This window comes from Paraburkholderia sp. BCC1885, from assembly GCF_900996235.1.
GTDB lineage: Bacteria > Pseudomonadota > Gammaproteobacteria > Burkholderiales > Burkholderiaceae > Paraburkholderia.
The window spans coordinates 246980-273482 of sequence record NZ_CAAJGM010000230.1; the positions used below are offsets into that span (position 1 = coordinate 246980).

The window sequence follows — 26503 nt, forward strand, 5'->3', positions numbered from 1 at the left end:
CGGAGCGGCGTGGGTCGCTAGCCGATCCACGCAAAGGCGCTGTCAGCACGTGCCGCAAGCGCCGCGCGTGCCGATTCGATCGCGCTGTCCCAATCGCCCAGCGACGGCTGGCGAAACAGCCGCGCGCTCGGATACCAGGGGCTGTCCTCGCGTTCGAGCATCCAGCGCCAGCAGGTGTCGAAGCGATTCAGGATCCATACCGGCTTGCCTAAGGCGCCGGCCAGGTGAGCCACGGCAGTATCCACTGTGATCACCAGATCGAGGTTCGCCACCAGCGCGGCGGTGTCGGCGAAATCGGCGAGTTCTTCCGTGTAATCCACGAGGCGTTGCGCGAGTTCCGGCCTCTGCGCCAGTTGCTGCGCGGCGGGACCCTTTTGCAGGCTGTAGAAGCGGACCTGCGGGGTGTCGAGAATCGGCCGCAGCGCGTCGAGCGTGATCGAACGCCGCGCGTCGTTTTTTCTGAGCTCGGCCACATGCGGACGATTCCCGCCCGCCCATACGAGGCCCACCTTGAGGTCGCGGCTGGCGGTGTCCTCGATGGCGTCGTCGGCAATACGCTCCGCCCAATGTTGCGCTGTCTGCGTATCCGCGAAGAGGTAGGGCGTGTGAGCGGGAATGCTCGCCAATTCCGTACCGAACGCGAGCGGCAGGCTGAGCAACGGACAATGGCAATCGAAGGGCGGCAGCGGCTGACCTTGCTCGATCAACTGCGTCACGCCAACCAGATGGCCCAATAGCCGGACCAACTCGGACGGAACTTCGAGGATGACCTTCGCGCCCAGCCCGGCAACGAGCGCGGCATAGCGACAGAACTGCAAGGTATCGCCGAGCCCCTGTTCCGCGTGCAACAGAATGGTCTTGCCGTCGATGGGGAAATCGCCCAGCCACAAAGGCTGTTCGAAGACGCGCTGGCCGGCCTGGATGCGGTCGCGTTTCCAGCGCCACTCGTACTTTGGCCAGCCTTCTTCAAGGCGACCCAATTGCAACAGACAGAGCGATTCATTCCAGTGTGCTTCAGCCGACGCGGGACTCAGCGCCAAAGCGCGCGCGTAACTTTGCAGCGCCTGCTCGTGCTGATTCAGGTCCACGAGCGTGAGACCGAGGTTGTTCCATGCATCGGCAAACGCGGGCGCGAATTCGAGCGCGCGCTGGTAGCTGTCCTGCGCTTCCTGCGGACGGTTCAGATCGCTCAAGGCGTTGGCGCGATTGCTCCAGGCTTCCGCGTAGGTGGGCTGCAAGGCGATGGCCTGGTCGCAACTCGCAAGGGCATCCGCGGCCCGGCCGAGATCGCGCAGCACGCAAGCGCGATTGCTCCATGCCTGGGCGAACTCGGGGCGCAGCTTCAGGGCGTGTTCGAAGCTCGCGAGGGCATCGGCGGGAGCATCCAGGCCGGCTAATGCGTTACCGCGATTGTTCAGCGCATCGACGAAACCGGCTTGCAATGCCAGAGCACGATTCGCGCTGGCGAGCCCTTCCTTGAAGCGCCGCAAGGCGTTGTAGGCGAAGGCAAGATTGGAATGAACCGGCGCCTGCATGCCGTTGATCGCGACCGCTTTTTTCAGCAGTTCGATGCCTTCCTCCAGGCGCCCCGACTGGAGCGCGAGCGCGCCGAGCAACTGGATGGCGTCGAAGTGTTTGGGCCGCAGCTTGAGAATTTCGCGGTACACGTCTTCGGCTTCGGCATACGCGCCGTTTTGCTGCAAGGCCACGGCCTCGCGAAACAGGGTGTCGAGCTGGCGCTGCGGGTTCGCTGTCTTGCTCATAGGATGCATGGAGCCGGGCGCGTGCTCGGCCCGCTCGGATAGTCTTCGCTGACGATGTTTGGCAAGCCTGCCCGGACCCATGTGAGGCGATGACGACGCGCGGACGCGAACAGGCGGATGGCGGCGATTATCGCCGAAAAGCCGCCAGCCGGCAGCGCTACACGGCTGCCGACGCTGGCGCCCGGCGTATCATGACCCGGTCACGACAAACGGAGATGCGACGATGAACTTGCGCGCTTCACTGCTGCTGGCTGGCGCCGTGGTGGCGGCCGTATCGCTCACGGCCTGCAATCAGGCCGGTCCGGTCGAATTCTCCGCGACCGGGGCCGATGCGCCGGATACGTCACGCGCCGACGATCTGGATTTTGGGTCCATGGACCATTCCATTGCCGTTTGCAAGGCTGCGGCCCAAAGCGCGGGGCAGGGCCGTTGCGTGAAAGTGCGGGCGTATGAAGCCTGCATGAAGTCGCGCGGCTACATCACCGTGCTGGGACCGGAGAACCCTTCTTCCTGCGGACAACCCGCGTGGGAGCAGGACGTGCGCAAGTGGCTGCAGTGACGCGAGAATTCACTGCTTCGACAGGAAACGACCGCGTTTCAGGTTCCGAAGAGTGCGGCCAATCTCGAGCAGGCGTATTGGCTAACCTCTAATAGCTACTGCGCCAACTGAAGCTGTGGCTGCCGGGCTGCGGGCAGCTTTGTGCAGAGATCGAATTCATCCAGTTCCAGCAACAGGCCATCGACCTTGCGTAGCTGCGCATTCGAGAGATGCGTGGTATCGAGAATCTGATAAAGACGCTGACGCCAGTAAGCCGACGGCAAATAGGAGCCGCCAAGCTCTCCATGCAAAGCGGGCCGCATCACGCGGGCGATATGCGCAATGCCTTCGTCGATAAACGTATTCATGGTGTCCCCGTGAGTCCTGCCGGCCGGTCCAGCCGTGTCCGTTACGTCTGATGAATCGAGCGGCTTTATAAGCGTGGTTAAACGATGCCGTTAGATAGGAATCCGTTTCATCTCACACGCTTCATGAACCGCATGAATTGAAGAGTACGCGCGGGCGTCGTGGGTCAATTGGTGGAATACGGCGCGTTTGCTACGTCAATTCATGCCCTGCGCATGGGACGCTGGCGATGCTAATCGCGATTGTCAGGTTTCCGGTAACAGTGAATTCAAAATCGCGCTCTTCACCGCCAGATTCGAGGCCTCTAGACTGTTCTTACTGGCTACGGACACATGAGTTTGTAGCGCCGTATAAAACAATCTTTCGAGGTGTCACCATGAAGTCGCTCATCAAGGCTGTTGCTATTGCTGCTGTTCTGGCTGCTCCCGTGGTTTCGTTTGCTCAGACGAATGAGCCGGTGACACGCGCGCAGGTTCGCGCCGAGCTGATCCAGATCGAAAAGGCCGGCTACAACCCGTCGACCTCGAACGACTACGATTACCCGGCCAATATTCAGGCGGCGGAAGCACGCGTCGCCACGCAAAACGGCCAGGCGGACGCCACCGGCTACGGCTCGGGCGCCAACGGTTCGGCACAAGCCGGACAGCGGACCGAAACGACTGTGAGCCCGTATTCACCGCCGGTTTATAACGTCCGTTGATGGATGGCGGCTGGCTCAGCCGCGCACGGATACGAATCAGGGCTTCTCTGCAGCCACAGCGCAGATGGTCCGGCAGCAGGCCTGCATCTCGACGGAGATGCGGGCCTGTTTGCTATGGAGCGACGCTTCGATGGACGCCTGCCCGGGTCGTGGCAGCGGTTCGGCTTTCGCGGTATTTTTCATCCACTTCGATCATTGATCGTTTGATGGCGCCGCCCAGGAATCTCTCATGACAGAACGTAAGCCGTTTGATGCCGCAGTACGTCGAATGTTGGACGAGCAGGCTTTAGTCGCTGCTGCCTTGCCGCCCGTGACCTCGAATGAGGAACGGGTTCGCATGGCGCGCGGCTTGATGACGCAAGCGCTGGAAAACCGCACGTCGATTGCCGGTTTGCCCAATGAGGTTCAGACGCGTGACGTGGAGATCGAAGCCGGCTTGCACGCGCGGATTTATCTGCCGCCGGGCGAGAGCAGCGCGCGTCCGGTGATGGTGTACACGCACGGCGGCGGCTGGGTCATCGGCGCGGTGGCGACCGTCGATCCGTTCTGCCGTTTGTTGAGTGCGGCGTCGGGGGTAATCATTGTCTCGGTCGAGTATCGGCTCGCGCCGGAGCATCCATACCCGGCGGCGTTGGACGATACGCTGACGGCCTTCGAGTGGGTAGCCGGCCATGCGCACGAGTTTGGCGGCGACGCGGCGCGGCTGGTATTGGGCGGCGATAGCGCCGGTGCCAATCTGGCCGCGGTGGCGGCCAACCGGCTGTGCGGCGCCGGCGCGGCCAGGGCGGATGCGCTGCGGGCATTACTGCTGCTTTATCCGGTCACGGATCACCCCAGCGCGAACCATCCGTCTTACGCGGAAAACGCGACCGGCTACGGGCTCGAGGCGAATCTGATGCGCTGGTTCTGGGAGCAGTACGCGCCGGACGTGGCTGCGGACGATCCGAATGTGGCGCCTTTGCGCCTGCGCGAATTGCCCGCGCTGCCGCCGACGCTCGTGACCACCGCGTACTACGACGTGTTGCGCGACGAGGGGATCGCCTACGCGGAGAAGTTGCAGGCAGCGGGGGTAGCGGTGACTCACCTGCATGCGCCGGACATGGGACACAACTTTCCGGTGTCGCCGGCGCAGGTGGCGCGGTTTCCGCAGGGTGTCGAGGCGTTGCGTGAGATTGCAGCGTGGCTTAAGCGGAGCCTGGCGGCTGGCTAGTTCGTGACGAAGATCGCGACGGCTTTGGGATGTTTCAGTTCGAAGGCCTGGACGCGGCCGGCTCGCACGTCGAGGATCAGGCGGTCGATCTGCTCGAGTTCGCGCGACTCCGTTTCGACGTTGCCGGTCGACGAGTCTGCGATCTTTTCAAATATCGCGCGGCGGGATTCCAACAGGTAGGTTACCGCGCTCGCGCGGCCCATGAAGAAGCGCTCCATTTGAGGTGTCCGGCTGGGTGGGGGATTGGTGTGAACATAGCACGGGGGAGCGTTTGGTGTTGGGTGGGTGAAGGGTGGGGAAGGGGTGGGTGTTCGTTGATCGGGGGGCTTTGGCGGTGCGGTGGCTTGGTCGTTCGTGCCATGACAAAGCAAAGAGTCCCGTGTCGAGGCGACGGCGGGGCTTTGAATGAGGCTGGGGAGTTGTGAAGCAGGAATTGGGGATGGTCCCCCCGACAGGAATCGAACCTGTATCTAGCGCTTAGGAGGCACTTGTTCTATCCATTGAACTACGGGGAGAGGCCGCGAGCATATCGTTCCGCCAATCCGCTACGTTCCTAAGTCGACCCTTCGTAGCGCGGAACACGTTCAATTCTGGCGTCAGCGTGACCCGCGGTGTCATGTCTGACATGACTGACAGGCACGCAGCCGAATTGCGCCGCAGGGGCCAGAGTATAGCAAAGCCATCCGTGCCTGCGAATGGCCGCCGGCGAGCCACGCGCATCCGCACCCGGCCCCACCAGAAGCTAAATCTAAATCAAAACTCCACAACCGCAAATTCTGCCTTGCCCACGTCGCACAGCGGGCAGCGCCAGTCTTCCGGGATGTCCGCGAAGCGCGTGCCGGCCGCAATGCCGTCTTCCGGCAGACCTTCTTCTTCGTTGTAAATCCAGCCGCAAATCAGGCAGACCCAGCTTTTGTACTCAATGACGACTTCGCTCACGACCCATTCTTCCTTCAGTTCACACTAAACCGCGCGATTTGCCCCTTTTTGGGGCGCGCGGCGACGCGCAATATTACCGGAATTTGAAAATCCGCCCATCTGGACATAAGGCCGCAGCATTGGCGGGCCTTCCTGAACGTCCGGCCAGCCGAGACCTCGTCGCCAGCAACCCTGTCATCCGGCCTATATCTTCCGGCCTGCAGGCATGCGCCTCTGCGCCCGGTACAATGCGTGGTTCCGGCTCACTGCTGTCTTCTCTTCCAAATCTCCATGTCGCTTTACACCATTACCGGGGCGCAACTGGCGTTCGGTCACGTCGCGTTGCTCGATCACGCGGATTTCTCTCTCGAAGCGGGCGAGCGCGTCGGGCTGATCGGTCGCAACGGCGCGGGCAAGTCGTCGCTGCTGAAGATCGTCGCTGATCTGAGTAAGCCGGATGACGGTCTCGTCACGCGTCAGCAGGGCCTGACTTCGGTCTACGTGCCCCAGGAGCCGGAGTTCGACACGGACGACACGGTGTTCGACGCGGTCGCCGCCGGCCTCACCCACGCCCGCGCGTTGCTGGATGAATACGACGTCGTCGCCAACCAGCTCGCCGACGAACCGGAAGGCGCCGCGCACGACGAACTGATGTCGCGCATGAACACGCTGCAATCAGCGCTGGATCACGCGGACGCCTGGAACTGGAGCACGCGCGTCGCCACCACGCTGCAGCAGATCGGGCTGAACGGCGAGGCGCGGGTCGGCTCGCTGTCGGGCGGCATGCAAAAGCGCGTGGCATTGGCGCGCGCGCTGGTCGTGCAGCCGGACGTGCTGTTGCTCGACGAACCAACCAACCACCTCGACTTCGACGGCATTCGCTGGCTCGAGGATCTGCTGGTCTCGCTGCGTGCCGGGCTGCTGTTCATCACCCACGATCGCGCGTTTCTCGACCGCGTCGCCACGCGCATTGTCGAACTGGATCGCGGCCGTTTGCTGTCGTATCCGGGCAATTTCAGCGCGTACCAGACCCGCAAGGCGCAGCAGCTCGAAATCGAACAGGTGGAAGCGGCCAAGTTCGACAAGTTGCTCGCGCAGGAAGAGGTGTGGATCCGCAAGGGCGTCGAAGCGCGGCGCACGCGCAGCGTCGGGCGGATTGCGCGGCTCGTGCAGATGCGCAATGAGCGCGCCGAGCGCCGCAACGTGCAGGGTAATGTGAAGCTCGACGTGGGGCAGGGCGAGAAGTCCGGCAAGATCGTCGCGGAACTGACGGACGTGACCAAGCGCTACGGCACGCGCACGGTGGTGGACAATTTCACGGCCACGGTCATGCGTGGCGACAAGATCGGCTTTGTCGGTCCGAACGGCGCGGGCAAGACCACGCTGCTGAAGATGATCCTCGGCGAGTTGCCGCCGGACGAAGGCGCGGTGCGCATCGGCACCAATCTGCAAGTCGCGTATTTCGACCAGATGCGCGCGCAACTGGATCTGGAAAAGAGCCTCGCCGATACCATCAGCCCCGGCAGCGAGTGGGTCGAAGTCAACGGCCAGAAAAAGCATGTGATGAGCTATCTCGGCGACTTCCTGTTCGCGCCGGAGCGCGCGCGCTCGCCGGTCAAGTCGCTGTCGGGCGGCGAACGTAACCGGCTGCTGCTGGCGCGTCTGTTCGCGCGGCCGGCCAACGTGCTGGTGCTCGACGAGCCCACCAACGACCTCGACATCCCCACGCTTGAACTGCTCGAAGAATTGCTTACCGAATACGACGGCACGGTGCTGCTGGTCAGCCACGATCGCGCGTTTCTGGATAACGTCGCGACGTCGGTGATCGCGTCGGAGGGCGGCGGCAAGTGGCGCGAGTATGTCGGCGGTTTCACCGACTGGCAGATTCAGCGCGACCGTTCGCAGCAGATGGCGCAGGACGCGCAAAAGGACGCGGCGAAGGAAGCGGCCAAAGAGGTGGCCTCGAAAGACGGCGCAGCGGCGGCGCGCAGCAATCCGCAGCGCGTCGCCAAGCTGTCGTTCAAGGAGCAGCGCGAACTCGAAGCACTGCCGGCGCAGATCGCCGCGCTGGAAGCCGAGCAAAAGACGATTGGCGCAAAACTCGAAGACGGCTCGATTTTTGCCAAAGATGCTGCGGAAGGCACGCGCTTGACGGCGCGCTACGCGGCGATCGACGAAGAATTGCTGGTGGCGATGGAGCGGTGGGACGAACTGGAGAGCCGGCGCAAGTGAGGCGTGTCGATGAACGTCGATTGCGGCCGGGCGTGCCTGGGCCGGGCGCGGCCTCCGATCTCTCAATTGGTCCGGGCTACACCACTTGCGTCTTGTCCGAATGGCCATTCCCGGGCGCTGTCAATTGCCGCTCGTATCGAAATCAGTAAAATACCCCGCGAACAGGCTTGCCCCGGGTGCCCGCGTCGGCTGTACGGCGTATAGCACGGCGCCCGGGACGAGCCAGGCCATAAAAAGTTTGCCCGCCGTGCGGGCAGCCCACCCACCCCGTTGTTTCGTTTCGCTTTTTTTGAAAACTCAACGCATTGTCCACGGACCTGTCCACAGGACCTGTGGACAACGATGAACCGTCGGACCCGAGTCAACCATGTCTACGAAAAAGCCAAACGCCGCGTATAGCGAAGCGTCGATCAAGGTGTTGAAGGGCCTGGAGCCGGTCAAGCAACGGCCCGGCATGTACACCCGCACCGAGAATCCGCTGCACATCATTCAGGAAGTCATCGACAACGCCTCGGACGAAGCCCTTGGCGGCTACGGCCGGCAGATCACGGTCACGCTGCACGCGGACCAGTCGGTGTCGGTCGAAGACGACGGCCGGGGCATTCCCTTCGGCATGCACCCCGAAGAAGGCGTGCCGGTCGTCGAAATCGTCTTCACGCGCCTCCATGCAGGCGGCAAGTTCGACAAGGCCGCCGGCGGCGCGTACACCTTCTCGGGCGGTCTGCACGGCGTCGGCGTGTCGGTTACCAATGCGCTGTCCACGCGGCTCGACGTCACCGTCTGGCGCGACGGCAAGGTCGCCGAACTGGGTTTTGCCAATGGCGACGTCGCCAACCAACTTCGGGTACGCCCGTCCGCCAAAGGCGAAAAGAAGTCCGGCACGCGCGTCACCGCGTGGGCCAATCCGAAATACTTCGATTCGCCCAATCTGCCGCTCGGCGAATTGCAGCGTCTGTTGCGCTCGAAAGCGGTGCTGTTGCCGGGCGTCGAGGTCACGCTCATCAACGAGAAAACCGGCGAGCGTCAAACGTGGAAGTATGAAGACGGTCTGCGCGGCTATCTGCTCGAAGGCATGAACGGCAGCGACCTGCTGATTCCTCTTTTTGAAGGCGAGCGTTACGCCGAAAGCTCGCGCTCGAACGAGGAAACCTTCGCGGAAGGCGAGGGCGCGGCATGGGTCGTGGCGTGGAGCGAGGAAGGGCCGCTCACGCGCGAGTCCTACGTCAACCTGATTCCGACGCCCGCGGGTGGCACCCACGAATCCGGTCTGCGCGATGGCCTGTTCCAGGCGGTCAAGAGTTTTGTCGAATTGCATAACCTGCAACCAAAGGGCGTCAAGCTGCTCGCGGAAGACGTGTTCGCGCGCGTCTCGTTCGTGCTGTCGGCGAAGGTGCTCGATCCGCAGTTCCAAGGGCAGATCAAGGAGCGTCTGAATAGCCGCGACGCGGTGAAGCTGGTGTCGTCGTTTGCGCGCCCGGCGCTCGAATTGTGGCTTAACCAGCACGTCGAGCACGGCAAGAAACTCGCGGACCTCGTTATCAAGCAGGCGCAGGCGCGAACCCGCGCCGGCCAGAAAGTCGAGAAGCGCAAGAGTTCGGGCGTGGCGGTTCTGCCGGGCAAGCTGACCGATTGCGAATCCACGGATATCGCACGCAACGAACTGTTTCTGGTGGAGGGCGATTCCGCGGGCGGCTCCGCCAAGATGGGCCGCGACAAGGAATATCAGGCCATCCTGCCGTTGCGCGGCAAGGTGTTGAACACGTGGGAAACCGAGCGCGACCGCCTCTTTGCCAACAACGAAGTGCACGACATTTCGGTGGCGATCGGCGTCGATCCGCATAGCCCCGACGATCATATCGATTTGTCCAATCTGCGCTACGGCAAGATCTGCATTCTCTCAGACGCGGACGTCGATGGTTCGCACATCCAGGTATTGCTGCTGACGCTGTTCTTCAAGCATTTCCCGCAACTGATCGAGCGCGGTCACGTCTGTGTGGCGCGCCCGCCGCTGTTCCGCGTGGATGCGCCGGCGCGCGGCAAGAAGCCCGCGCAGAAGCTGTACGCGCTGGACGAAGGCGAGCTCGAAGCGATTCTCGACAAGCTGCGCAAGGACGGCGTGCGCGACACGCAATGGTCCATCAGCCGCTTTAAAGGCCTAGGCGAAATGAGCGCGGAACAGTTGTGGGACACCACGATGAATCCGGACACGCGCCGCCTCTCGCCGGTTGCATTGGGCGAACTGGACTACGACGCCACCGTCGCGCGCATGACCATGCTGATGGGCAAGGGTGAAGCGGCCTCGCGGCGCAGCTGGCTCGAAGAAAAGGGTAACGAAGTCGAAGCGGACATCTGAGCTGAGCGCCTCCACCACGGTGGCCCGGCTGGCTCGCGCAGTGAAACTTCACGCCACATACGGATACGGAATCTAGATGGACAACGACACGCCTGATCTTTTCACCGAGGCGCCGGCGCCCGGCGACTCGCTGACGCTCGGCAACTACGCCGAGCGCGCTTATCTCGACTACGCGGTGAGCGTCGTCAAGGGCCGCGCGCTGCCGGACGTCTGCGACGGCCAGAAGCCGGTGCAGCGGCGCATCCTGTTCGCGATGAACGACATGGGCCTCTCCGACAACGCCAAGCCGGTGAAGTCGGCGCGCGTGGTGGGCGACGTGCTCGGTAAGTACCACCCGCATGGCGACCAGTCGGCTTACGACGCGCTGGTGCGCCTCGCGCAGGATTTTTCGATGCGTTATCCGCTGATCGACGGCCAGGGCAATTTCGGCTCGCGAGATGGCGACGGCGCCGCGGCGATGCGTTACACGGAAGCGCGTCTGACGCCCATCGCCAAGCTGCTGCTCGATGAAATCAACCAGGGCACGGTCGATTTCATGAAGAACTACGACGGCGAATTCGACGAGCCGCGGCTGTTGCCCGCGCGTCTGCCGTTCGTGCTGCTGAACGGCGCTTCGGGCATCGCGGTGGGTCTCGCCACGGAAATCCCGTCGCATAACCTGCGCGAAGTCGCGGCGGCCGCGGTGGCAATGATCCGCAATCCGAAGCTCTCGCACGCCGAACTGATGCAGATGATCCCGGGGCCGGACTTCCCCGGCGGCGGCCAGATCATTTCGAGCGAAGCCGAAATCGCCGCCGCCTACGAGACCGGCCGCGGCAGCCTGAAGGTGCGCGCGCGCTGGAAAATCGAAGAACTCGCGCGCGGCCAGTGGCAGCTCGTGATCACCGAACTGCCGCCGAACACGGCCGCGCAGAAGGTGCTCGAGGAAATCGAAGAGCAGACTAATCCGAAGATCAAGCTCGGCAAGAAGACGCTCACGCCCGAGCAGTTGCAGACCCGGCAGACCATGCTCGCCCTGCTCGACGCTGTGCGCGACGAGTCGGGCAAGGACGCGCCGGTGCGTCTCGTGTTCGAACCGAAATCGAGCCGTATCGACCAGACCGAGTTCGTCAACACGCTGCTCGCGCATACCAGCCTCGAATCGAATGCGTCGCTCAACCTGGTGATGGTGGGCGCGGATGGCCGGCCGCGCCAGAAGGGCGTCTCCGAGATCCTGCAGGAATGGATCGGCTTCCGCTTCGCCACGGTCACGCGCCGTACACGCCACCGTCTGAGCAAGGTCGACGACCGGATTCATATTCTCGAAGGTCGGATGATCGTCTTTTTGAATATCGACGAAGTCATCCGCATCATTCGCGAGTCCGACGAACCGAAGCCTGCGCTGATGACGGCCTTCGGCCTGTCGGATCGCCAGGCCGAGGACATTCTTGAAATCCGCCTGCGTCAGTTGGCCCGGCTGGAAAAGATCAAAATCGAGAAGGAACTGGCCGAATTGCGCGACGAAAAGGCCAAGCTCGAAGAACTGCTGGGCAGCGAATCGGCGATGAAGCGCCTGCTCATCAAGGAAATCGAAGGTGACGCCAGGCAATACGGCGACGAGCGCCGCACGCTGATCCAGCAGGAAAAGCGCGCCACCTTCGAAGCCCGCGTGGTGGATGAACCGGTGACGGTGGTGATGTCGCAAAAGGGTTGGGTGCGCGCACTGAAAGGGCATGGGCTCGACCCGGCCGGCTTCGCCTTCAAGGCGGGCGACGCGCTGTACGCGGCGTTCCAGTGCCGCACGCCTGACACGCTGATTGCGTGGGGCAGCAACGGCCGTGTTTATTCGGTGGCGGTGGCGCTCCTGCCGGGCGGCCGTGGCGACGGCGTGCCGGTCACCTCGTTGATCGAACTGGAGTCGGGCAGCCATCTGATGCACTACTACGCGGCCCCGGCTGACCAGGCCTTGCTGCTGGCGTCGAGCAACGGCTTTGGCTTTATCGCCAAGGTCGGCGACATGGTGAGCCGGGTGAAGGCCGGCAAGTCCTTTATGACCATCGACGAAGGCGCGGCGCCGCTCGTGCCGATGCCGATGCTGCCGGACGCGACCCAGGTCGCGTGTCTGTCGGGCGGCGGCCGTCTGCTGGTGTTCGGTCTCGACGAGATGAAGACGCTGTCGGGCGGCGGCCGTGGCGTCACGCTGATGGCGCTCGACGACAAGGAAACGCTGACCCAGGCGCTCGCTATCAGTAAGGCGGGTGTGGTGCTGCTCGGCACCGGCCGCGGCGGCAAAGCGTATGAAGAAACGCTAAGCGGCGCGGCGCTTACGCCGCATATCGGCAAGCGCGCCCGCAAGGGCCGCGCGCCGGACACCAGGCTGAAGGTGTTCGAAATGCGGCCTGTGTTGCCGGTAGTGAAGTAAGCGGGAAAGTATCCGCGTGCGTGGCTTTGATCACAGTTGGCCACAGGCCGTGCACGCGGCAAGCCGTAAGCAGCAGGCAACAGGCAGCACAATTCGGGGATCGGCGCGCCACGCAGCGCGCCGGCACAAGCAACAAAACGATGACGAAAGCGCTGAACTGCGGAACTGCGCGAAGAGCGCGCGGTCGAACGCGGTCATTAGCCGCGTCGCGCAAGGCGATGGATCGCGTCATTCGACGGTCCGAACCGTCCGCTCAATCGGCGGCACGCCCTATCATCGAAACAGGAAAACAACATGACCAAAGCCATCGAGCTCGCGCTCTTTTTGCATCTGCTGGGTGTGGCCGTGTGGGTCGGCGGTATGGTGTTCGCACATTTCTGCCTGCGCCCGGCGCTGGCGGATTTGTCGCCGCAGTTGCGTTTGCCGCTGTGGGAATCGGTGTTTGGGCGCTTCTTCAACTGGGTCGCCGCTTCGGTGATCATCATTTTGCTGTCGGGCGGCTTCATGCTGACGCAGTTCGGCGGCGCGCACGCGTCGTGGCAACTGCATGCCATGGCGGGGCTTGGCATCATCATGATGCTGATTTTTGGGCATATCCGCTTTGCCGTGTTTCCGCGCATCCGTCGCGCGGTGCAGGCGCAGAACTGGCCGGACGGCGCGCGCGCCGTGGGCACCGTGCGGCGTCTGGTGGTCGTCAATCTGGTGCTGGGTGTGGTGACGATCGGCGTGTCGGTATTGTCCGGCGGCGTCTGAACAGCACGCGGCAACGCTTAACTTGCCGATGCCGCCTTGGGTCATCTGCGGCGGTGTTCTTTGCCCCCGTCGACGACGCCTTGTGCGTGCCGAAGCGCTGCGAGCCGGACGCGCGGGCGTTTTTTGGCGGCTTTGCCGCAGCGCGCTCACGCTGAATCAGAACCGTCCCAGCGCCGCATAAGCCAGCCACAGCCCGCACACGCCGGCCACCGTCGCATACACAACGTACACCGGCACCTTGAGCTTGGCAAAGCACATGCACGAGAACAGCGCGGTCAGCAGATACTGCGGCTGCAGTGGCACGCGCTGCGCGATGCGCAATACGGCAACCGCGAGAAAGGCAGTCGTCACCGCGCGCAGAATCCGCATGCCGTGCTCGAAGCGCGGATTGGCCTTCAGTTGATGCAGATTGCGCTGTGCCATCACTACGAGGCACCCTGACGGCACGAACAGCGCGAGCGTGGCGATCAACGCGCCAACCCAGCCGTCGACGAGATAACCGAAGAACGGCACCACGTTCAGCAACGGCCCAGGCGAGAGCGGCGAAAGCGAGAAGGCCAGCGTGAAATCGTTATCGGAGACGCCGATGCCTGGCGTGACGAACAGCGCCTTCAGCACCGGCAGCGCGGAGAAGCCGCCGCCGAACAGGGTCATGCCCGCGCCGGCGAGCCGCGGCCACAGCAACGCAAGTTCATAGCGATGCGGCAACGGCACGGCGAACAGCACCAGCAGCACGCATAAGCCCGTCATCAGATGCAGATCGGCGCGCGTAATTGACACCCGGAGCCGCACCGGATGCGCGGGGCTATTGAACCAGCCGACGGCGAACGCCACCCCGAGCATGGCCACGTAGGCGGCCGGGCTGCGCGCATAAGCGAGCGTGACACAACCGAGCAGCGCCGCAACCCATTCGAGCCTGCCGCGCACGAGCGCGCGGGTCTGCTTGTACCAGGTTACGCCAATCAAGGTGCCGAGCACGACACTGAAGTGATTGAGCAGCGTCTGCGAGGCTACGGCGTGAACGAAGGGCGTGCGATAGAAGATGGCGAACAGCGTCATCAGCATGAAGAAGGGCAGCACGCTGGCGGCGCCCGCGATCCACGCCCCGGCTCGTCCGCGTAGTGCATGCCCCACCTGCACGGCGACGTTGCAGCCCACCGGGCCTGGCACCATCCACGCGAGTGCGATCAGATCCGAGAAGGCCACCCGCGACAAACGGCCTTCGCGTTCGACATAATGATTTTCGAGCTGCGCCATCAGCGCGAGACCGCCCCACGACAACGCCGACAGGCCGCACACGACCCGGAACAGCGTCCACAGGGATTCCCGCTCACCTCGGCGAATAGCGTCCTGGCTGCTTATCATGTACGTGACGATCCACACGCCGGGCACGCCGGCCGTGCTTGCTGAGATTGAGAGGCCGATCGTTATTGTGCGCGCCCGGCGTTGGCCGCAAAGGCACGTGGGATGCTTCAGTACTCTTGAATATATCCGGTTTTGCGAACGCGCGCCGCTACGCAGATAGCCGGCGCGTTCAGGCGGATTGGTCGCTCCTGGAGATGGCGCTGTCGCTGTCGGCAACCGGTTCGCGGGCGATGCGCCGCTCGCCCATGCCGCATACGCCGAAGCGTTCGAGCAGGGCGGGAATGGCGTCGACCGGCACCGGGCGCGAGAACAGGAAGCCTTGCGCTTCGATATGGCCAAGCGCCGCGAGCCAGGCGATCTGTTCTTCCGTCTCGGTGCCTTCTACCACCACGGTGAGCCCGAGCGAGCGCGCGAGGTTGACGATGGCCGTCACCATCACGCAAACGCTGCGGTCGCCCGGAATGGCCTGCACGAACGAGCGGTCTACCTTCAGCGTATCCACCGAGAAGCGGTTCAGGTAGGAGAGCGACGAGTAGCCCGTCCCGAAATCGTCCAGCGCGATGCGCACGCCGAGACGCTTGAGCGCGAAGATTTTCTCCGAGACGAGTTCGGGGTACTCCATCATCGCGGTCTCGGTGATCTCGAGTTCGAGGCGGCGCGCCGAGATGCCGGTTTCCTCGATGGCATGCGAAATGGTTTGATAGATGTCGCCGCGCCAGAACTGCACGGCGGAGATGTTTACCGCCAGCGACAACGTGTCGTAGCCCTGCTGCTGCCACACCGCGAGTTGCCGGCAGGCGGTTTCGATGACGAAGTCGCCGATCGGCACGATCAGGCCGGTCGATTCGGCCACCGGAATGAACTCGTTAGCCGGAATCAGGCCGTGCTGCGGATGGTTCCAGCGCACCAGCGCCTCGAAGCCGGTGATGCAGCGGCGCGTGAGATCGATTTTCGGCTGATAGGCGAGAAACAGTTGCCCTTCGGCGAGCGCCACGCGCAACTGCTGCTCCCACTTCATCAGATGGTCGGCGCGGTGCGAAAGTTGCGGCGAATAGAACTGATAGCAGTTCTTGCCGGCATCCTTCGCGCTGTACATGGCGAGATCGGCTTTTTTCAGCAGGTCGATTTCGCTTTCGTTCGGCACGGAATAGAGCGCAATGCCGATGCTCGCATGCAGCACGAAGGCACTGCCGCGCACTTCGAAGGGCTTGGCGAAGACTTCGGCGGCGGCTTCGGCGAGATCGACGGCGCGCTTCTCGACTTCGTCGCCCTTGATCACCACCACGAACTCGTCGCCACCGATGCGGCTTAACGCGCCGCCGTCGCCGATCGCATCGGCGAGGCGCGAGGCTGTCATTTGCAGGACGATGTCGCCGGCGTTGTGGCCGAGCGTGTCGTTGACGGTCTTGAAGTTATCCAGATCGATAAACAGGATGGCGAGGCGTCCGAGATTCGCCGGACTGGCGACGTCGTGACGCAGGCTCTGCAGCGTTGCATAGCGGTTGCGCAGGCCGGTCAGCAGATCGTATTCGACCAGATGCGTCATCTCGCGCTCGCGGCCGAGCAATTTGCCGATCAGGCCGGTGGCGACCGCGAAGAAACTCAGCATGGCGAGCGAGATAAAGCCCGCCATCATCAGATAGACGTTGCGCGTGTGGTTGTAGTCGGCGAACTCTTCGGCTTGCGAGAGGCCCACCAGCACGCCGAGCGGATAGCCGTCGATATGCCGGTACGAGAAGATGCGCGTGACGTTGTCGATCGAATCGACGTAGGTGCCCGAGACGTGCTCCGAAGTGGGATACGAGCCGCTCGCGGAAAACTTGCTGCTGGCCGAATCGGAGTTGCCGGTGCGGCGCGCCAGCACCGTGCTGTTATCCGAGATGACCGCGATCACGCCGTCGCGGCCGATCGCCGCGTTGTTATAGAAGTCGCTGGTGAAATAGCTCGGGTCTTCCGAGACCACCACGACGCCGGCAAACGAGCCGTCCGGATGATTCAGCCGGCGCGTCATCTGCAAGGTCCATTGTCCGGAGACGCGGCCGAGCACCGGCTTGCTGATGTAGAGGTTGTCGTCGTTCTCGTGCTCGTGGACCTTGAAGTGCTCGCGGTCCGACAGGTCGATCTGCTTCGGATTCTGCTCGGCCGTGTTCGATACCAGCCGGCCGTGGTCGTCGATGATCGAAACCTGCACCAGCGTATCGCTCTGCACGACACCTTTTTCAACCGTGCTGGCGAGATCGAACCGGTCCGGGGTTTTCTCGAACTCGTATTTGACGAAGCGCGTGATCTGGTCGACCTGATGGATCGCCTTGACGGTGTGCTGTTCGAGCGCGGCCGAGAGGATCGCGGCGGAGGCCATGGCCTCGCGCGTGGTGGCGTCTTTCTCGACCGACAGTCGCGCGAAGATCACCGTCCACAACAGGATCAGCACCAGCACGCCGAGCGCGGGAATCGCGAGCAGCGCGCGACGCCGCGGCACGACCGTATCCGGGCGGTGCCGCGCGTCGCGTGCTGCAAAGAAGCGGTGCTGGCTCATCGGGAAGATCGCGCCGGTGTGTCATGAGGCAGCGGCTTCGGGAACTTCGACTGCGCTGGTTTCGAGATTGGCTGCATGGTGAGCGGGGTGCCATGACTGCTGCGCAGGAGGAAAGAGCGGGGTTTCGTGCCGGAGCGTCCAGGGAGCATCGAATACGTTTCGATATTACTGAATGCCACTGGATTAAGGAAGAGCCCATGCTGCGGGTATACGCGCGCCCGCGCAGGCATGCATACGGCATGCGTGGGGCGGCTTCGCCAGCCGGAGCTAAGGCCACACCGATCAGGCGTTTTCGAGGTTTTCGTCGAGTCGAGGCCGGCGTCTATGCCTGAACGCAGACGGTCATGCTCGCATTCGTGCAACATCGAGTTGTCCTGACGAGGCGTTTTGTGGACAAGCTGGGCCCAAATGGGCGATCGCCGCGTGGGTGTTTTTTGCATGCAATCCGTGTGTGACGCCCGGCCGCCAGGCAACGGTGGACTAGGGCAATCTGAAGGTGCCATCGACCACGGTGACGGCCGAGCCACCGATCCATGTCTTGCCGGCCGCGTCGTCATAGCGTACCGACACCTGGCCCGCGCGGCCGATGACCGTGCCCTGACGCACCGTGTATGTCAGGCCGGGCCGTCGATCTTGCGTGCTCAGCAGTCCGGCGAGCGCGGCATTCGCACTGCCGGTGACGGGATCTTCGCCCACGCCGAGATTGCCGCCCACCATCAGGCAGCGTACTTCGAAGGTGGCGGGACCGCCGGCATCGTGCGGACCATAGACCGCGACGCCATGCGCGCCGACTGCTTCGACGACGCGCGCGAGTATCGCGGCATCCGCCTTGATGGCGAGACAGTCCGCTGCCGAATTGACGCGCACGACGAGCCACGGCGCGCCGTTGTCGATGCCGCAGGGCGCCGCGCTGAAATCGACAGCATCGCTTTGCAGCGCTTGCGTCAAGGTTGCGTACAAGTCGGTCGGCAAGGGCGTGACGCGCGCGGGCGGCGCGGCGAAGGCCCACACGCCGTCGTCTTGTGCGCGCAGTTCCACGAGGCCGGCGCCACACTGCTGGATCAGCTTGCCTGGCGTCTTCGGCTGATAACCGCTTTCGCGTAGCGCATGCGCCGTACCGAGCGTGGGATGTCCTGCAAACGGCAATTCGCCGTGCGTGGTGAAGATGCGCACGCGATAGTCCGCCGTCGGCTCGGTGGCCTTCACGAGGAAGGTGGTCTCCGACAGGTTCGTCCAGCTGGCGATGGCCTGCATCTGTGCATCGTCGAGACCGTCGGCATCGAAGACGACAGCAAGCGGATTGCCCTTGAACGGCACCGCGGTGAAGACATCAACCTGTTTGAAGCGGACAGTACGGGCAGGCATGGGATTCATTCGCAATCGGCAATGGCAATCGGGTGATATTTCAGTGACGCGCCGCGCCGATTCTACTGTGGGATTGGTGTTCCGGCCATCATCAATACGGGATTATTTGTGAAGTTTTCGGGTGTTTTTATTGATTCGATTGTCTCAATGCCGAATAGCAATAATGAAATTGCCAATTGCGACGAATAGGCGCGGAATCGCGGCGAGAAGGTGTGGATTGTTGCCGGTGATAAAACAAAACGCGCCGTGGGTGCCAGGCACCGCACGACGCGTTTTAGCTGACGATCAGCCGCAACGGCGGCTTATTCGACTTCAGCGATCATTTCGATTTCGACGCAGGCGCCCAGCGGAATCTGCGCCACGCCGAAGGCCGAGCGGGCGTGCTTGCCGCGCTCGCCGAACACGTCGGCCACCAGTTCGGACGCGCCGTTGGTGACGAGATGCTGCTCGGTGAAATCGGGCGTTGAGTTCACGAGGCTCATCAGCTTGACGATGCGCTTGACGCGGTTCAGGTCGCCCACGTGCGCATGCAGCGTGGCCAGCAGGTCGACGGCGATCGAGCGCGCGGCCAGCTTGCCGTCTGCCGTGGTGAGTTCCGCGCCGAGCTTGCCGGCCCACACCTTGCCGTCTTTCTTGGCGATGTGGCCCGACAGGTACACGGTGTTGCCGCTTTGCGCGCTCATCACGTAAGCCGCGGCGGGTGCGCCGGCGGTGGGCAGTTCGATGCCCAGTTCCTTCAGCTTGTCGTACACGTTTGCTTGAGTCATGGCATGTCCTTGTGAATGGGGAAAAGAGGTTCCGGCATAGCGGCTCGGCCCGGACCTTAGACGCGCGCGCGGATCAGTTCCGCGAGACGCGCCACGCCTTCGTCGATCCTGGCCGGCGGCACGGTGACGAACGACAGACGCAGCGTGTTGTGCTGCGCCTCGTTGGCATAGAACGGACCGCCCGGCACGAACGCGACATTCTGCGCAACGGCTTCTTCGAGCAACTGCATGCTGTTGATCTGTGCGGGCAGGTTGACCCACACGAACATGCCGCCTTCGGGACGGTTCCAGCTCACGCCCGGCGGCATGTAACGTTCGAGCGACGCCAGCATCGCGGCGCACTGGTCGCGGTACAGCGCGCGAATGGTCGGCACGTGGGTGTCGAGGAAGCCGTCTTTCACCACCTCATGCACGATGCGCTGCGTGAAGCTCGGCGTGTGCAGGTCGGTGGCCTGCTTGGCCTGCACCAGCTTGAAGTGGAGTTCCTCGGGCGCAATGATGTAGCCGATGCGCAGGCCCGGCGCCAGTACCTTGGAGAACGAGCCGAGATGCACGATGTGATCGGGCGCCATCGACAGCATGGTCTGCAGCGGTTCGCCGGCGTAGTCGAGCGCGCCGTATGGATCGTCTTCGATGACCGGGAACGGCGCGGTCTGCGCCAGGGCGGCGAGGGCGCGGCGGCGTTCGATCGGCAGACGGCGGCCGGTCGGATTCTGGAAGTTCGGCTGGGCGTACAGCAGACGCGCGCCGGCCGTCAGCTCGGGCGTGAGCGCCGCGGGGATCAGGCCGTTGTCGTCGGTCGCCACCTGCACGTAGCGCGGTTCGTACATCGAAAACGACTGCAGCGCGCCGAGGTAGGTCGGGGTTTCCACCAGCACCGGGCTGTCCGGATCGATCAGTACCTTGCCGAGCAGATCGAGCGCCTGCTGCGAACCGGTCGTGATCAGCACCTGCGACGCGCGGATCTGGGCGCCGTGCACCGAATAGCGCGCCGCGATCCACTCGCGCAACGGCAGGTAGCCTTCGGTGGCGCTGTACTGCAGCGCGGCGGCGGGCGAGTCGCGCAGGATGCGCTCCGATGCTTCGCGCATCCGTTCAGCGGGGAAGGTGGCCGGCGACGGCAGGCCGCCCGCGAACGAAATGACTTCGGGCCGTTCGGTGACCTTCAGGATTTCGCGAATCGCCGAGCTGGTGAGCTTGCGTGCGCGTTCGGAAAGTTGCCACGTGGGGGCTTGAAGGTCGCTTTGGTCCATAGTTTCCTCGACAGCTAATGCTGGATCAGATTCGTCAAAAACTTCGATTATCGCGCGAGTCACCTGACTGCGCGGTACTTCCTGTGCTTCTTCCTGCTTGATGCGTCTCGCTTTCTCTACCGCGGCGTGCCGATCCCGCGTGCCGCTATTGCAGCGTGCGCGGCCCGAGCGGGGTCTCGAACTCCGCGATCAGCGCCGGCGCGGTCGAGGCTTCCTCCGCCGTGGCGACTTCGATCAGATGAGACGCGCCGAGCCAGCGCAGATGTTCCGTAATCGTCGCCGCTTGCGGGTGAACCGCCTTGAGCGACTTCAGCGCCAGCTCCGTTTCCGGCAGCACCCCGGACGGGTGATGCGGCGTGTCCCACTGGATCAGGGTGGGCACGATGCCGTCGCCGGCGCCTTGCCAGCTCGGGAACGCGCCGTCGTCCGGTACGGCCAGGCTCCATGTGAAGACGCCGCGGCTCATTGGCACGACCGGCGCAATCCGCTGCGGATACTGCGCCTGCCAGCGCTGCAGATCCTTGGGACGCTCGACGCGCACCACCCAATGCGACAGATACGGGCCGCTCGCGAGCCGCGCCGCGGTTTGCGGCGCGTCGAGTGCGAACAGGCGTGGACGGGCTTCTACACCGCCGGCGCCGCTGGCAGCGTCGACGTCGCTGGCGGGTGCTGCGGCGTCCGGGTCGATGGCGATTACTTCGAGATACACGCCGCCCCACAGATTCAATAGCCGGTTATGGGTGCGCATCAACGGATGCGCGCCGCCGCCGGCCGGCGCCACGCCGAGTGTGTCGGCGACGTACTGCGTGCCCTCGTCGAGCGTGCGGGCGGAAATCACGAGGTGGTCGAGTCGAAGCGTGTGAGCGGTCATGGCGGTGGACGGAGTCGTTCTGCGGTAAGGCGGGTGAAGCCTGCGGCATGGAGATAAGGCTTGCCGGGGCCGTAAGCATAACCGTTTGCCGCACCGTCGCGGTATCTGGACGCGATTTTGAGATTAAATGTAACGCCGTGGACCTGCACAGTAACGGTACAATCGGGCCGATAGTGTTCGGTACAGTTGGAGCCCACCATGTCCGCCGCGCTTGAGCAAATCCCCGCCCCGAACGACGCCTCTTCCCTGACGCTGGTCGATCAGCTCGTCCAATGGGCGCGCCGCCGCATCGAGGAACGCGTGTTTCGCGCCGGCATGCGCATGCCGTCGATCCGCAAGCTGGCGCTCGACAAGGGCGTGTCGCGCTTCACCGTGGTGGAGGCTTACGAGCGGCTGGTGGCGCAGGGTTATCTCGATTCGCGGCGCGGCTCCGGCTTTTACGTGCGCGAGCGGCTGGCCGCGCCGATGCCGGGCGAGCGGCGGCAGAACGCGGAGGCGGTGGCGGCCTCGAATACGATCGACGTTGTCTGGCTTTTGCGCAACATGCTGCAAACGTCGACCCGGCCGGAACGCGGCCCCGGTCTCGGCTATCTGCCAAGCCGCTGGCTCGACGGCGACCTGATTACCGCCGCGCTGCGCACGCTCGGCCGGCAAAGCGGTGCGCAGATGCTCGGTTTCGGCACGGCGCAGGGTTTTCTGCCGCTGCGCCAGCAGTTGCAGACGCGGCTGGAGGAGCTGGAGATCGGCGCCTCGCCCGATCAGATCGTGCTGACTTCGGGGATTACCCAGGCCATCGACCTGATCGCGCGCATCTTCGTGCAACCCGGCGACACCGTGATTCTCGGCGACCCGGCCTGGTTCCAGATGTTCGGCCGCTTTGCCTCGCAGGGCGCGCATCTCGTCGGCATGCCGTACACGCCGGAAGGCCCCGACCTCGACGCGCTGGAAACGCTGGTGCAGACGTGGCGGCCGAAAATGCTCGTCATCAATTCGGTGCTGCAAAACCCCACTGGCACCTCGCTCACCGCCGCGCAGGCGTTTCGCATCCTGCGCCTCGCGGAGGAGTACGACTTCATCGTCGTCGAGGACGACGTCTACGGCGATCTCTGCCCGCCGGGCTATCCAGCCACCCGTCTCGCCAGTCTCGACCAGCTAAAGCGCGTGATCTACCTGTGCAGCTATTCGAAGACGCTGGCGCCCAATCTGCGGGTCGGTTTCGTCGCCGGCTCGCCGGATGTGGCGAAGGCGGTCGCGGATCAGAAGATGCTGGTGGGCATGACGAGCCCGGAACTGAACGAGCGGGTGCTGTACAAGATTCTCACCGAGGGCCACTACCGCCGCCACGTGGAACGGCTGCGCGCGCGGCTCGACGGCGTGCGCGACAAGTCCGCGCGGATGCTGGAGAAGACCGGTCTGAAACTGTTTCAGACGCCGGGCGCGGGCATGTTCCTGTGGGCCGACACCGGCGTGGATACCGACATGCTCGCCGCCGCCGGACACGAGGCGGGCTTTCTGCTGACGCCGGGTAGCCTGTTTTCGCCGCTGCAGTCGCCTTCGAGCTGGACGCGCTTTAACGTCGCCAATTGCGGCGATCCGGCGCTGCCGGCCTTCCTCGGCCGCTATCTGGACAGCGTCATCCGGCGCGCCTCTTGAAATCACCTCGATAGTACCCAACTAGCGACCGATCCGCCGCGTGTCAGGCGACCCGCAGGCCCGCCCGGTCGCCGCCCATGCCGCCCCGAATTAACCGCAACAAACAGAGAGGAAATTGACCATGGCACAAGAAACCATGAGCTTTCAGGCAGAAGTGAAACAGCTTCTGCAACTGATGATTCATTCGCTGTACAGCAACAAGGAAATTTTCCTGCGTGAGCTGATTTCGAACGCCTCGGACGCGGCCGACAAGCTGCGCTTCGAAGCCATCGAAAATAATGCGCTCTACGAAAACGATCCGAATCTGCGCATTCGTATCTCGTTCGACAAAGCCGCGCGCACCGTCACGATCGACGATAACGGCATCGGCATGAGCCGCGACGAAGCCATTTCGCATCTCGGCACGATCGCCCGCTCGGGCACCAAGGAATTCTTCGGCAAGCTGTCCGGCGACCAGCAGAAAGATGCGGCGCTGATCGGCCAGTTCGGCGTGGGTTTCTATTCGGGCTTTATCGTCGCGGACAAGATCACGGTCGAAACGCGCCGCGCCGGTTTGCCGGCGGCCGAAGGCGTGCGCTGGGAAAGCGCCGGCGAAGGCGATTTCGCGGTGGAGACGATCGAGCGCGCGCAACGCGGCACGACCATCACGCTGCATTTGCGCGCCGACGAAGACGAACTGCTGTCGTCGCATCGCCTGAAGTCGATCATCCAGAAGTATTCGGACCACGTCGCGCTGCCCATCCTGATGCAGAAGGAAGAATGGGACGCGGAAAAGGGCGAGATGGTGACGAAGGACGAGGACGAAACCGTCAACCAGGCGAGCGCGCTGTGGACCCGTCCGAAGAGCGAGATCACCGACGAGCAGTACAAGCAGTTCTATCAGCATCTGTCGCACGATCACCAGGATCCGCTGACGTGGACGCATAACCGCGTCGAAGGCCGCAGCGAATACACGCAACTGCTGTACGTGCCGGGCGCGGCGCCGTTCGACATGTGGAACCGCGATCATCGCGGCGGCCTCAAGCTGTATGTGAAGCGCGTGTTCATCATGGACGACGCCGAGCAACTGCTGCCCACCTACCTGCGATTCGTCAAGGGCGTGGTGGATTCGAGCGACCTGCCGCTGAACGTGTCGCGTGAAATCCTCCAGGAAAGCCGCGACGTGAAGGCGATCCGTGAAGGCGTGACGAAGCGCTCGCTGTCGATGCTCGAAGAACTGGCCAATGCCGACAACGACGCCGACAAGGAAAAGTACGCGACCTTCTGGAAGGAGTTCGGCCAGGCGCTGAAAGAGGGCGTGGGCGAAGACTTCGCCAACAAGGACCGGATTGCCAGGCTGCTGCGCTTCGCGTCGACGCATACGGATTCGCCGGAGCAGAACGTTGCGCTGGCGGATTACGTCGCGCGCATGAAGCCGGAGCAAAGCAAGATTTATTACGTCACCGCCGACACCTTCCAGGCTGCGACCCATAGCCCGCATCTCGAAGTGTTCCGCAAGAAAGGCGTGGAAGTGCTGCTGCTGACGGATCGCGTCGACGAATGGATGCTGTCGTTCCTCAATGAATTCGACGGCAAGCCGCTGCAAAGCGTCGCGCGCGGCGATCTCGACCTCGGCGCGCTGAACGACGAGGAAAAGCAGGCGCAGGATAAGGTCAGCGAAGAATTGAAACCGCTCGTCGAGAAGATGAAGGAAGCGCTGAAGGACAAGGCGAAGGACGTGCGTCTGACGTTCCGCCTGACCGACTCGCCGTCCTGCCTCGTCGCCGACGACGGGGAAATGAGCGGCTACCTGCAACGCATGCTGAAGGCAGCGGGCCAGCAGGCGCCGTCGTTCCATCCGATTCTGGAAGTGAATCCGGAGCACGCGCTGGTGAAGGGCTTGCATGCGGACAGCGCGAACTTCGACGACTGGTGTCATCTGTTGTTCGACCAGGCGTTGCTCGCGGAAGGCGGCGCGCTGGAAGATCCGGCGAGCTTCGTCAAGCGGACCAATGCCCTGTTGCTGGCTCGCGCGGGGTGAGTTGGAGCTGAGTTCGGGTTTGAGTTTGAGGCGCCTGTTTTTCGGGTGCCGGCAGGTTTGGAAAATGCGCTGCTTTTGGCAGCGCATTTTTTTGCCTGTTGCGGTGGCGTGCGTGTGCGGCGGATTGCGGCGCGGACGAGCCGCTGTCAGGCGAGCGCCTCTTGAGCGCGAATGGGTCCGGTATTGGCCTTGCTGCTTGCCGAAGGCTTGCCGGTTAATGCTTGAGGCTTAACGCGCCGGAGCCGGCGCGTGCTGGCGCACCTGGGCGAGAACCGATCCCGCTAGCTCTTTCGCTTCGGCACAGGCATCGTGGTTAGCCAGGACTTTTGCCGCGAGGCTGCCGATCGCCGCGCTCGTCTGTTTCGAGGTGTGATGTTGCGCGAGCGCCGAACCCGCCAGTTCCTTTTCCAGGTGAAACGAACTGTGCCGTGCGAGCACGACAGCGGCCAGATGCGCGATGCGGTCGGACGTTTCTTTTCCGTTCTGATTCACTTCGACTCCTTTGCGATTATTCTTAACGAGGCTTAAGAGGTGGATCGTTCGGCCGAACGAAAAATCAGTATGGTTAACTAAGTAAAAATTATCAACGCCATTAAATTGAGATTTGAATATGAGATGAGGTCGCGCGAATTTCTCATATTCTGTGGAGGTTCGACGTCAGGCATTCCATCAGTTTTGAACGATGGTACGAGCCGCCCTGCGGGAATTTGCGGAGGACACGCGGGCCTGAACGGCGCGCGTGAATCAGGCAGATGTGTGAAACGATGATAAAACGCGGCGCGGCATGCGCCGCGCCTGAAGCCGACCCGCAGGGCCGGTGCCACTAGCGTCCCATCAAGGTATCCATCGTCTCGCCGCGCACGACGATTTCGGTGCGCCGGTTCAGCGCGCGGCCTTCCGGCGTATCGTTGCTGGCGACCGGATTGTTATATGCCTCGCCCTTGGTGCGGATGCGGTCCATGACCACGCCTTCCTTCACCAGCGCGTAGCCCACCGCCTTGGCGCGATCTTCGGAGAGTTGCTGGTTATATTCGAGCGTGCCGACGTTATCCGTATAGCCTTCGACGAGCACCGGTTTCTTGCTGCGGCTGAGCAGAACCGCCGAGCGCGTGATCACAGCGGCAGCGTCGGGACGAATCTCGGACTTGCCGAAGTCGAATAGCGCGGTTTCGGGCAGCTTGACGGCCACGCCGTTGGCAACCGGCTTCACTTCGATCCCGACGGCCTGGTTTAACGAAGTTTCCTTGGCGCGATCCAGCGGCGCCGCACAACCCGTCAGAATCATGACCGCCATGGCGAAGACAGTCGCGCTCACAATTTTTTTCATCTTTGTTCCTCTTGTTCAGTATCAAATCAGATAGCGCGCCTTTCACCCCCTGCATGCACGGCACGCCGACTTTGCGATGCATCGAGCTTTTTATCGTGCGAGGCGCTACGAG

At 63.2% G+C, this 26503-nt stretch carries 21 protein-coding genes and 1 tRNA gene; 9 read left to right on the forward strand and 13 right to left on the reverse strand.

Going from position 1 to position 26503, the window contains the following annotated elements; genetic code table 11:
- Window positions 1-17: 17 nt before the first annotated feature.
- Window positions 18-1763 (reverse strand): tetratricopeptide repeat protein, encoded by a 1746-nt coding sequence (locus FQ755_RS28965; RefSeq protein ID WP_144158965.1) that lies wholly within the window; start codon window positions 1761-1763, stop codon window positions 18-20.
- 223 nt (window positions 1764-1986) lie between these two features.
- Here FQ755_RS28965 and FQ755_RS28970 point away from each other — a divergent pair, with 223 nt between their 5' ends.
- On the forward strand, window positions 1987-2322 hold the full coding sequence (locus FQ755_RS28970; RefSeq protein ID WP_144158968.1) for a hypothetical protein: 336 nt from the start codon (window positions 1987-1989) through the stop codon (window positions 2320-2322).
- A 95-nt stretch (window positions 2323-2417) separates the two neighbouring features.
- On the opposite strand, the gene FQ755_RS28975 is transcribed toward FQ755_RS28970, so the two are convergent.
- Window positions 2418-2669 carry a hypothetical protein gene (locus FQ755_RS28975; RefSeq protein ID WP_144158972.1) on the reverse strand — a complete coding sequence of 84 codons (252 nt, stop codon included), beginning with the start codon at window positions 2667-2669 and terminating at the stop codon, window positions 2418-2420.
- A 374-nt stretch (window positions 2670-3043) separates the two neighbouring features.
- On the opposite strand from FQ755_RS28975, the gene FQ755_RS28980 reads away from it, so the two are divergent.
- Both FQ755_RS28980 and FQ755_RS28985 read left to right on the forward strand, forming a co-directional pair.
- The gene (locus FQ755_RS28980; protein WP_144158975.1) at window positions 3044-3367 is read left to right on the forward strand and encodes a DUF4148 domain-containing protein; all 324 of its coding nucleotides are present in this window, start codon (window positions 3044-3046) and stop codon (window positions 3365-3367) included.
- 229 nt (window positions 3368-3596) lie between these two features.
- Window positions 3597-4577, forward strand: coding sequence for an alpha/beta hydrolase (locus tag FQ755_RS28985; protein WP_144158978.1), 981 nt, complete (start codon window positions 3597-3599; stop codon window positions 4575-4577).
- Here FQ755_RS28985 and FQ755_RS28990 read toward each other — a convergent pair.
- The 3 genes from FQ755_RS28990 to FQ755_RS29000 all read right to left on the reverse strand — a co-directional run bounded on the left by FQ755_RS28990 (window position 4574) and on the right by FQ755_RS29000 (window position 5516).
- Window positions 4574-4795 carry a hypothetical protein gene (locus FQ755_RS28990; protein ID WP_260858902.1) on the reverse strand — a complete coding sequence of 74 codons (222 nt, stop codon included), beginning with the start codon at window positions 4793-4795 and terminating at the stop codon, window positions 4574-4576. The genes FQ755_RS28985 and FQ755_RS28990 overlap by 4 nt on opposite strands.
- Window positions 4796-5017: 222 nt before the next feature.
- Window positions 5018-5092 (reverse strand) — tRNA-Arg (locus FQ755_RS28995).
- Between the two features lie 238 nt (window positions 5093-5330).
- Window positions 5331-5516 carry a rubredoxin gene (locus FQ755_RS29000; protein WP_144158981.1) on the reverse strand — a complete coding sequence of 62 codons (186 nt, stop codon included), beginning with the start codon at window positions 5514-5516 and terminating at the stop codon, window positions 5331-5333.
- Window positions 5517-5786: 270 nt separating this feature from the next.
- Here FQ755_RS29000 and FQ755_RS29005 point away from each other — a divergent pair, with 270 nt between their 5' ends.
- The 4 genes from FQ755_RS29005 (at window position 5787) to FQ755_RS29020 (ending at window position 13234) form a co-directional block, all read left to right on the forward strand.
- The gene (locus tag FQ755_RS29005; RefSeq protein WP_144158983.1) at window positions 5787-7727 is read left to right on the forward strand and encodes an ATP-binding cassette domain-containing protein; all 1941 of its coding nucleotides are present in this window, start codon (window positions 5787-5789) and stop codon (window positions 7725-7727) included.
- 367 nt (window positions 7728-8094) lie between these two features.
- Window positions 8095-10080, forward strand: coding sequence for a DNA topoisomerase IV subunit B (locus FQ755_RS29010; RefSeq protein ID WP_144158986.1), 1986 nt, complete (start codon window positions 8095-8097; stop codon window positions 10078-10080).
- Between the two features lie 76 nt (window positions 10081-10156).
- Window positions 10157-12481 carry a DNA topoisomerase IV subunit A gene (gene parC, locus FQ755_RS29015; protein WP_144158989.1) on the forward strand — a complete coding sequence of 775 codons (2325 nt, stop codon included), beginning with the start codon at window positions 10157-10159 and terminating at the stop codon, window positions 12479-12481.
- 294 nt (window positions 12482-12775) lie between these two features.
- Window positions 12776-13234 (forward strand): CopD family protein, encoded by a 459-nt coding sequence (locus FQ755_RS29020; RefSeq protein ID WP_144158992.1) that lies wholly within the window; start codon window positions 12776-12778, stop codon window positions 13232-13234.
- A 156-nt stretch (window positions 13235-13390) separates the two neighbouring features.
- Here the strand turns inward: FQ755_RS29020 and FQ755_RS29025 are convergent, their stop codons facing one another.
- From FQ755_RS29025 to FQ755_RS29050, 6 genes are all read right to left on the reverse strand, one after another.
- A complete protein-coding gene (locus tag FQ755_RS29025) occupies window positions 13391-14599 on the reverse strand; it encodes a chromate transporter (RefSeq protein WP_144158995.1) in 1209 nt (402 codons plus the stop codon).
- Window positions 14600-14768: 169 nt separating this feature from the next.
- A complete protein-coding gene (locus FQ755_RS29030; RefSeq protein ID WP_144158999.1) occupies window positions 14769-17135 on the reverse strand; it encodes an EAL domain-containing protein in 2367 nt (788 codons plus the stop codon).
- 480 nt (window positions 17136-17615) lie between these two features.
- Entirely contained in the window at window positions 17616-18500 is an 885-nt protein-coding gene (locus tag FQ755_RS29035) for a PhzF family phenazine biosynthesis protein (protein WP_144159002.1), read from the reverse strand.
- A 302-nt stretch (window positions 18501-18802) separates the two neighbouring features.
- Window positions 18803-19267, reverse strand: coding sequence for a RidA family protein (locus FQ755_RS29040; protein WP_144159005.1), 465 nt, complete (start codon window positions 19265-19267; stop codon window positions 18803-18805).
- 56 nt (window positions 19268-19323) lie between these two features.
- Complete coding sequence (locus FQ755_RS29045; RefSeq protein WP_144159008.1) at window positions 19324-20520, reverse strand: PLP-dependent aminotransferase family protein; 1197 nt, start codon at window positions 20518-20520, stop codon at window positions 19324-19326.
- A 145-nt stretch (window positions 20521-20665) separates the two neighbouring features.
- A complete protein-coding gene (locus tag FQ755_RS29050; RefSeq protein WP_144159011.1) occupies window positions 20666-21391 on the reverse strand; it encodes a VOC family protein in 726 nt (241 codons plus the stop codon).
- A gap of 198 nt (window positions 21392-21589) precedes the next feature.
- On the opposite strand from FQ755_RS29050, the gene FQ755_RS29055 reads away from it, so the two are divergent.
- Both FQ755_RS29055 and htpG read left to right on the forward strand, forming a co-directional pair.
- The gene (locus FQ755_RS29055) at window positions 21590-23044 is read left to right on the forward strand and encodes a PLP-dependent aminotransferase family protein (protein WP_144159014.1); all 1455 of its coding nucleotides are present in this window, start codon (window positions 21590-21592) and stop codon (window positions 23042-23044) included.
- 121 nt (window positions 23045-23165) lie between these two features.
- Entirely contained in the window at window positions 23166-25064 is a 1899-nt protein-coding gene (gene htpG, locus FQ755_RS29060; RefSeq protein WP_144159017.1) for a molecular chaperone HtpG, read from the forward strand.
- Between the two features lie 228 nt (window positions 25065-25292).
- On the opposite strand, the gene FQ755_RS29065 is transcribed toward htpG, so the two are convergent.
- Both FQ755_RS29065 and FQ755_RS29070 read right to left on the reverse strand, forming a co-directional pair.
- Window positions 25293-25556 (reverse strand): hypothetical protein, encoded by a 264-nt coding sequence (locus FQ755_RS29065; protein ID WP_144159020.1) that lies wholly within the window; start codon window positions 25554-25556, stop codon window positions 25293-25295.
- 331 nt (window positions 25557-25887) lie between these two features.
- A complete protein-coding gene (locus FQ755_RS29070; protein ID WP_144159023.1) occupies window positions 25888-26391 on the reverse strand; it encodes an OmpA family protein in 504 nt (167 codons plus the stop codon).
- Between the last annotated feature and the right edge of the window lie 112 nt (window positions 26392-26503).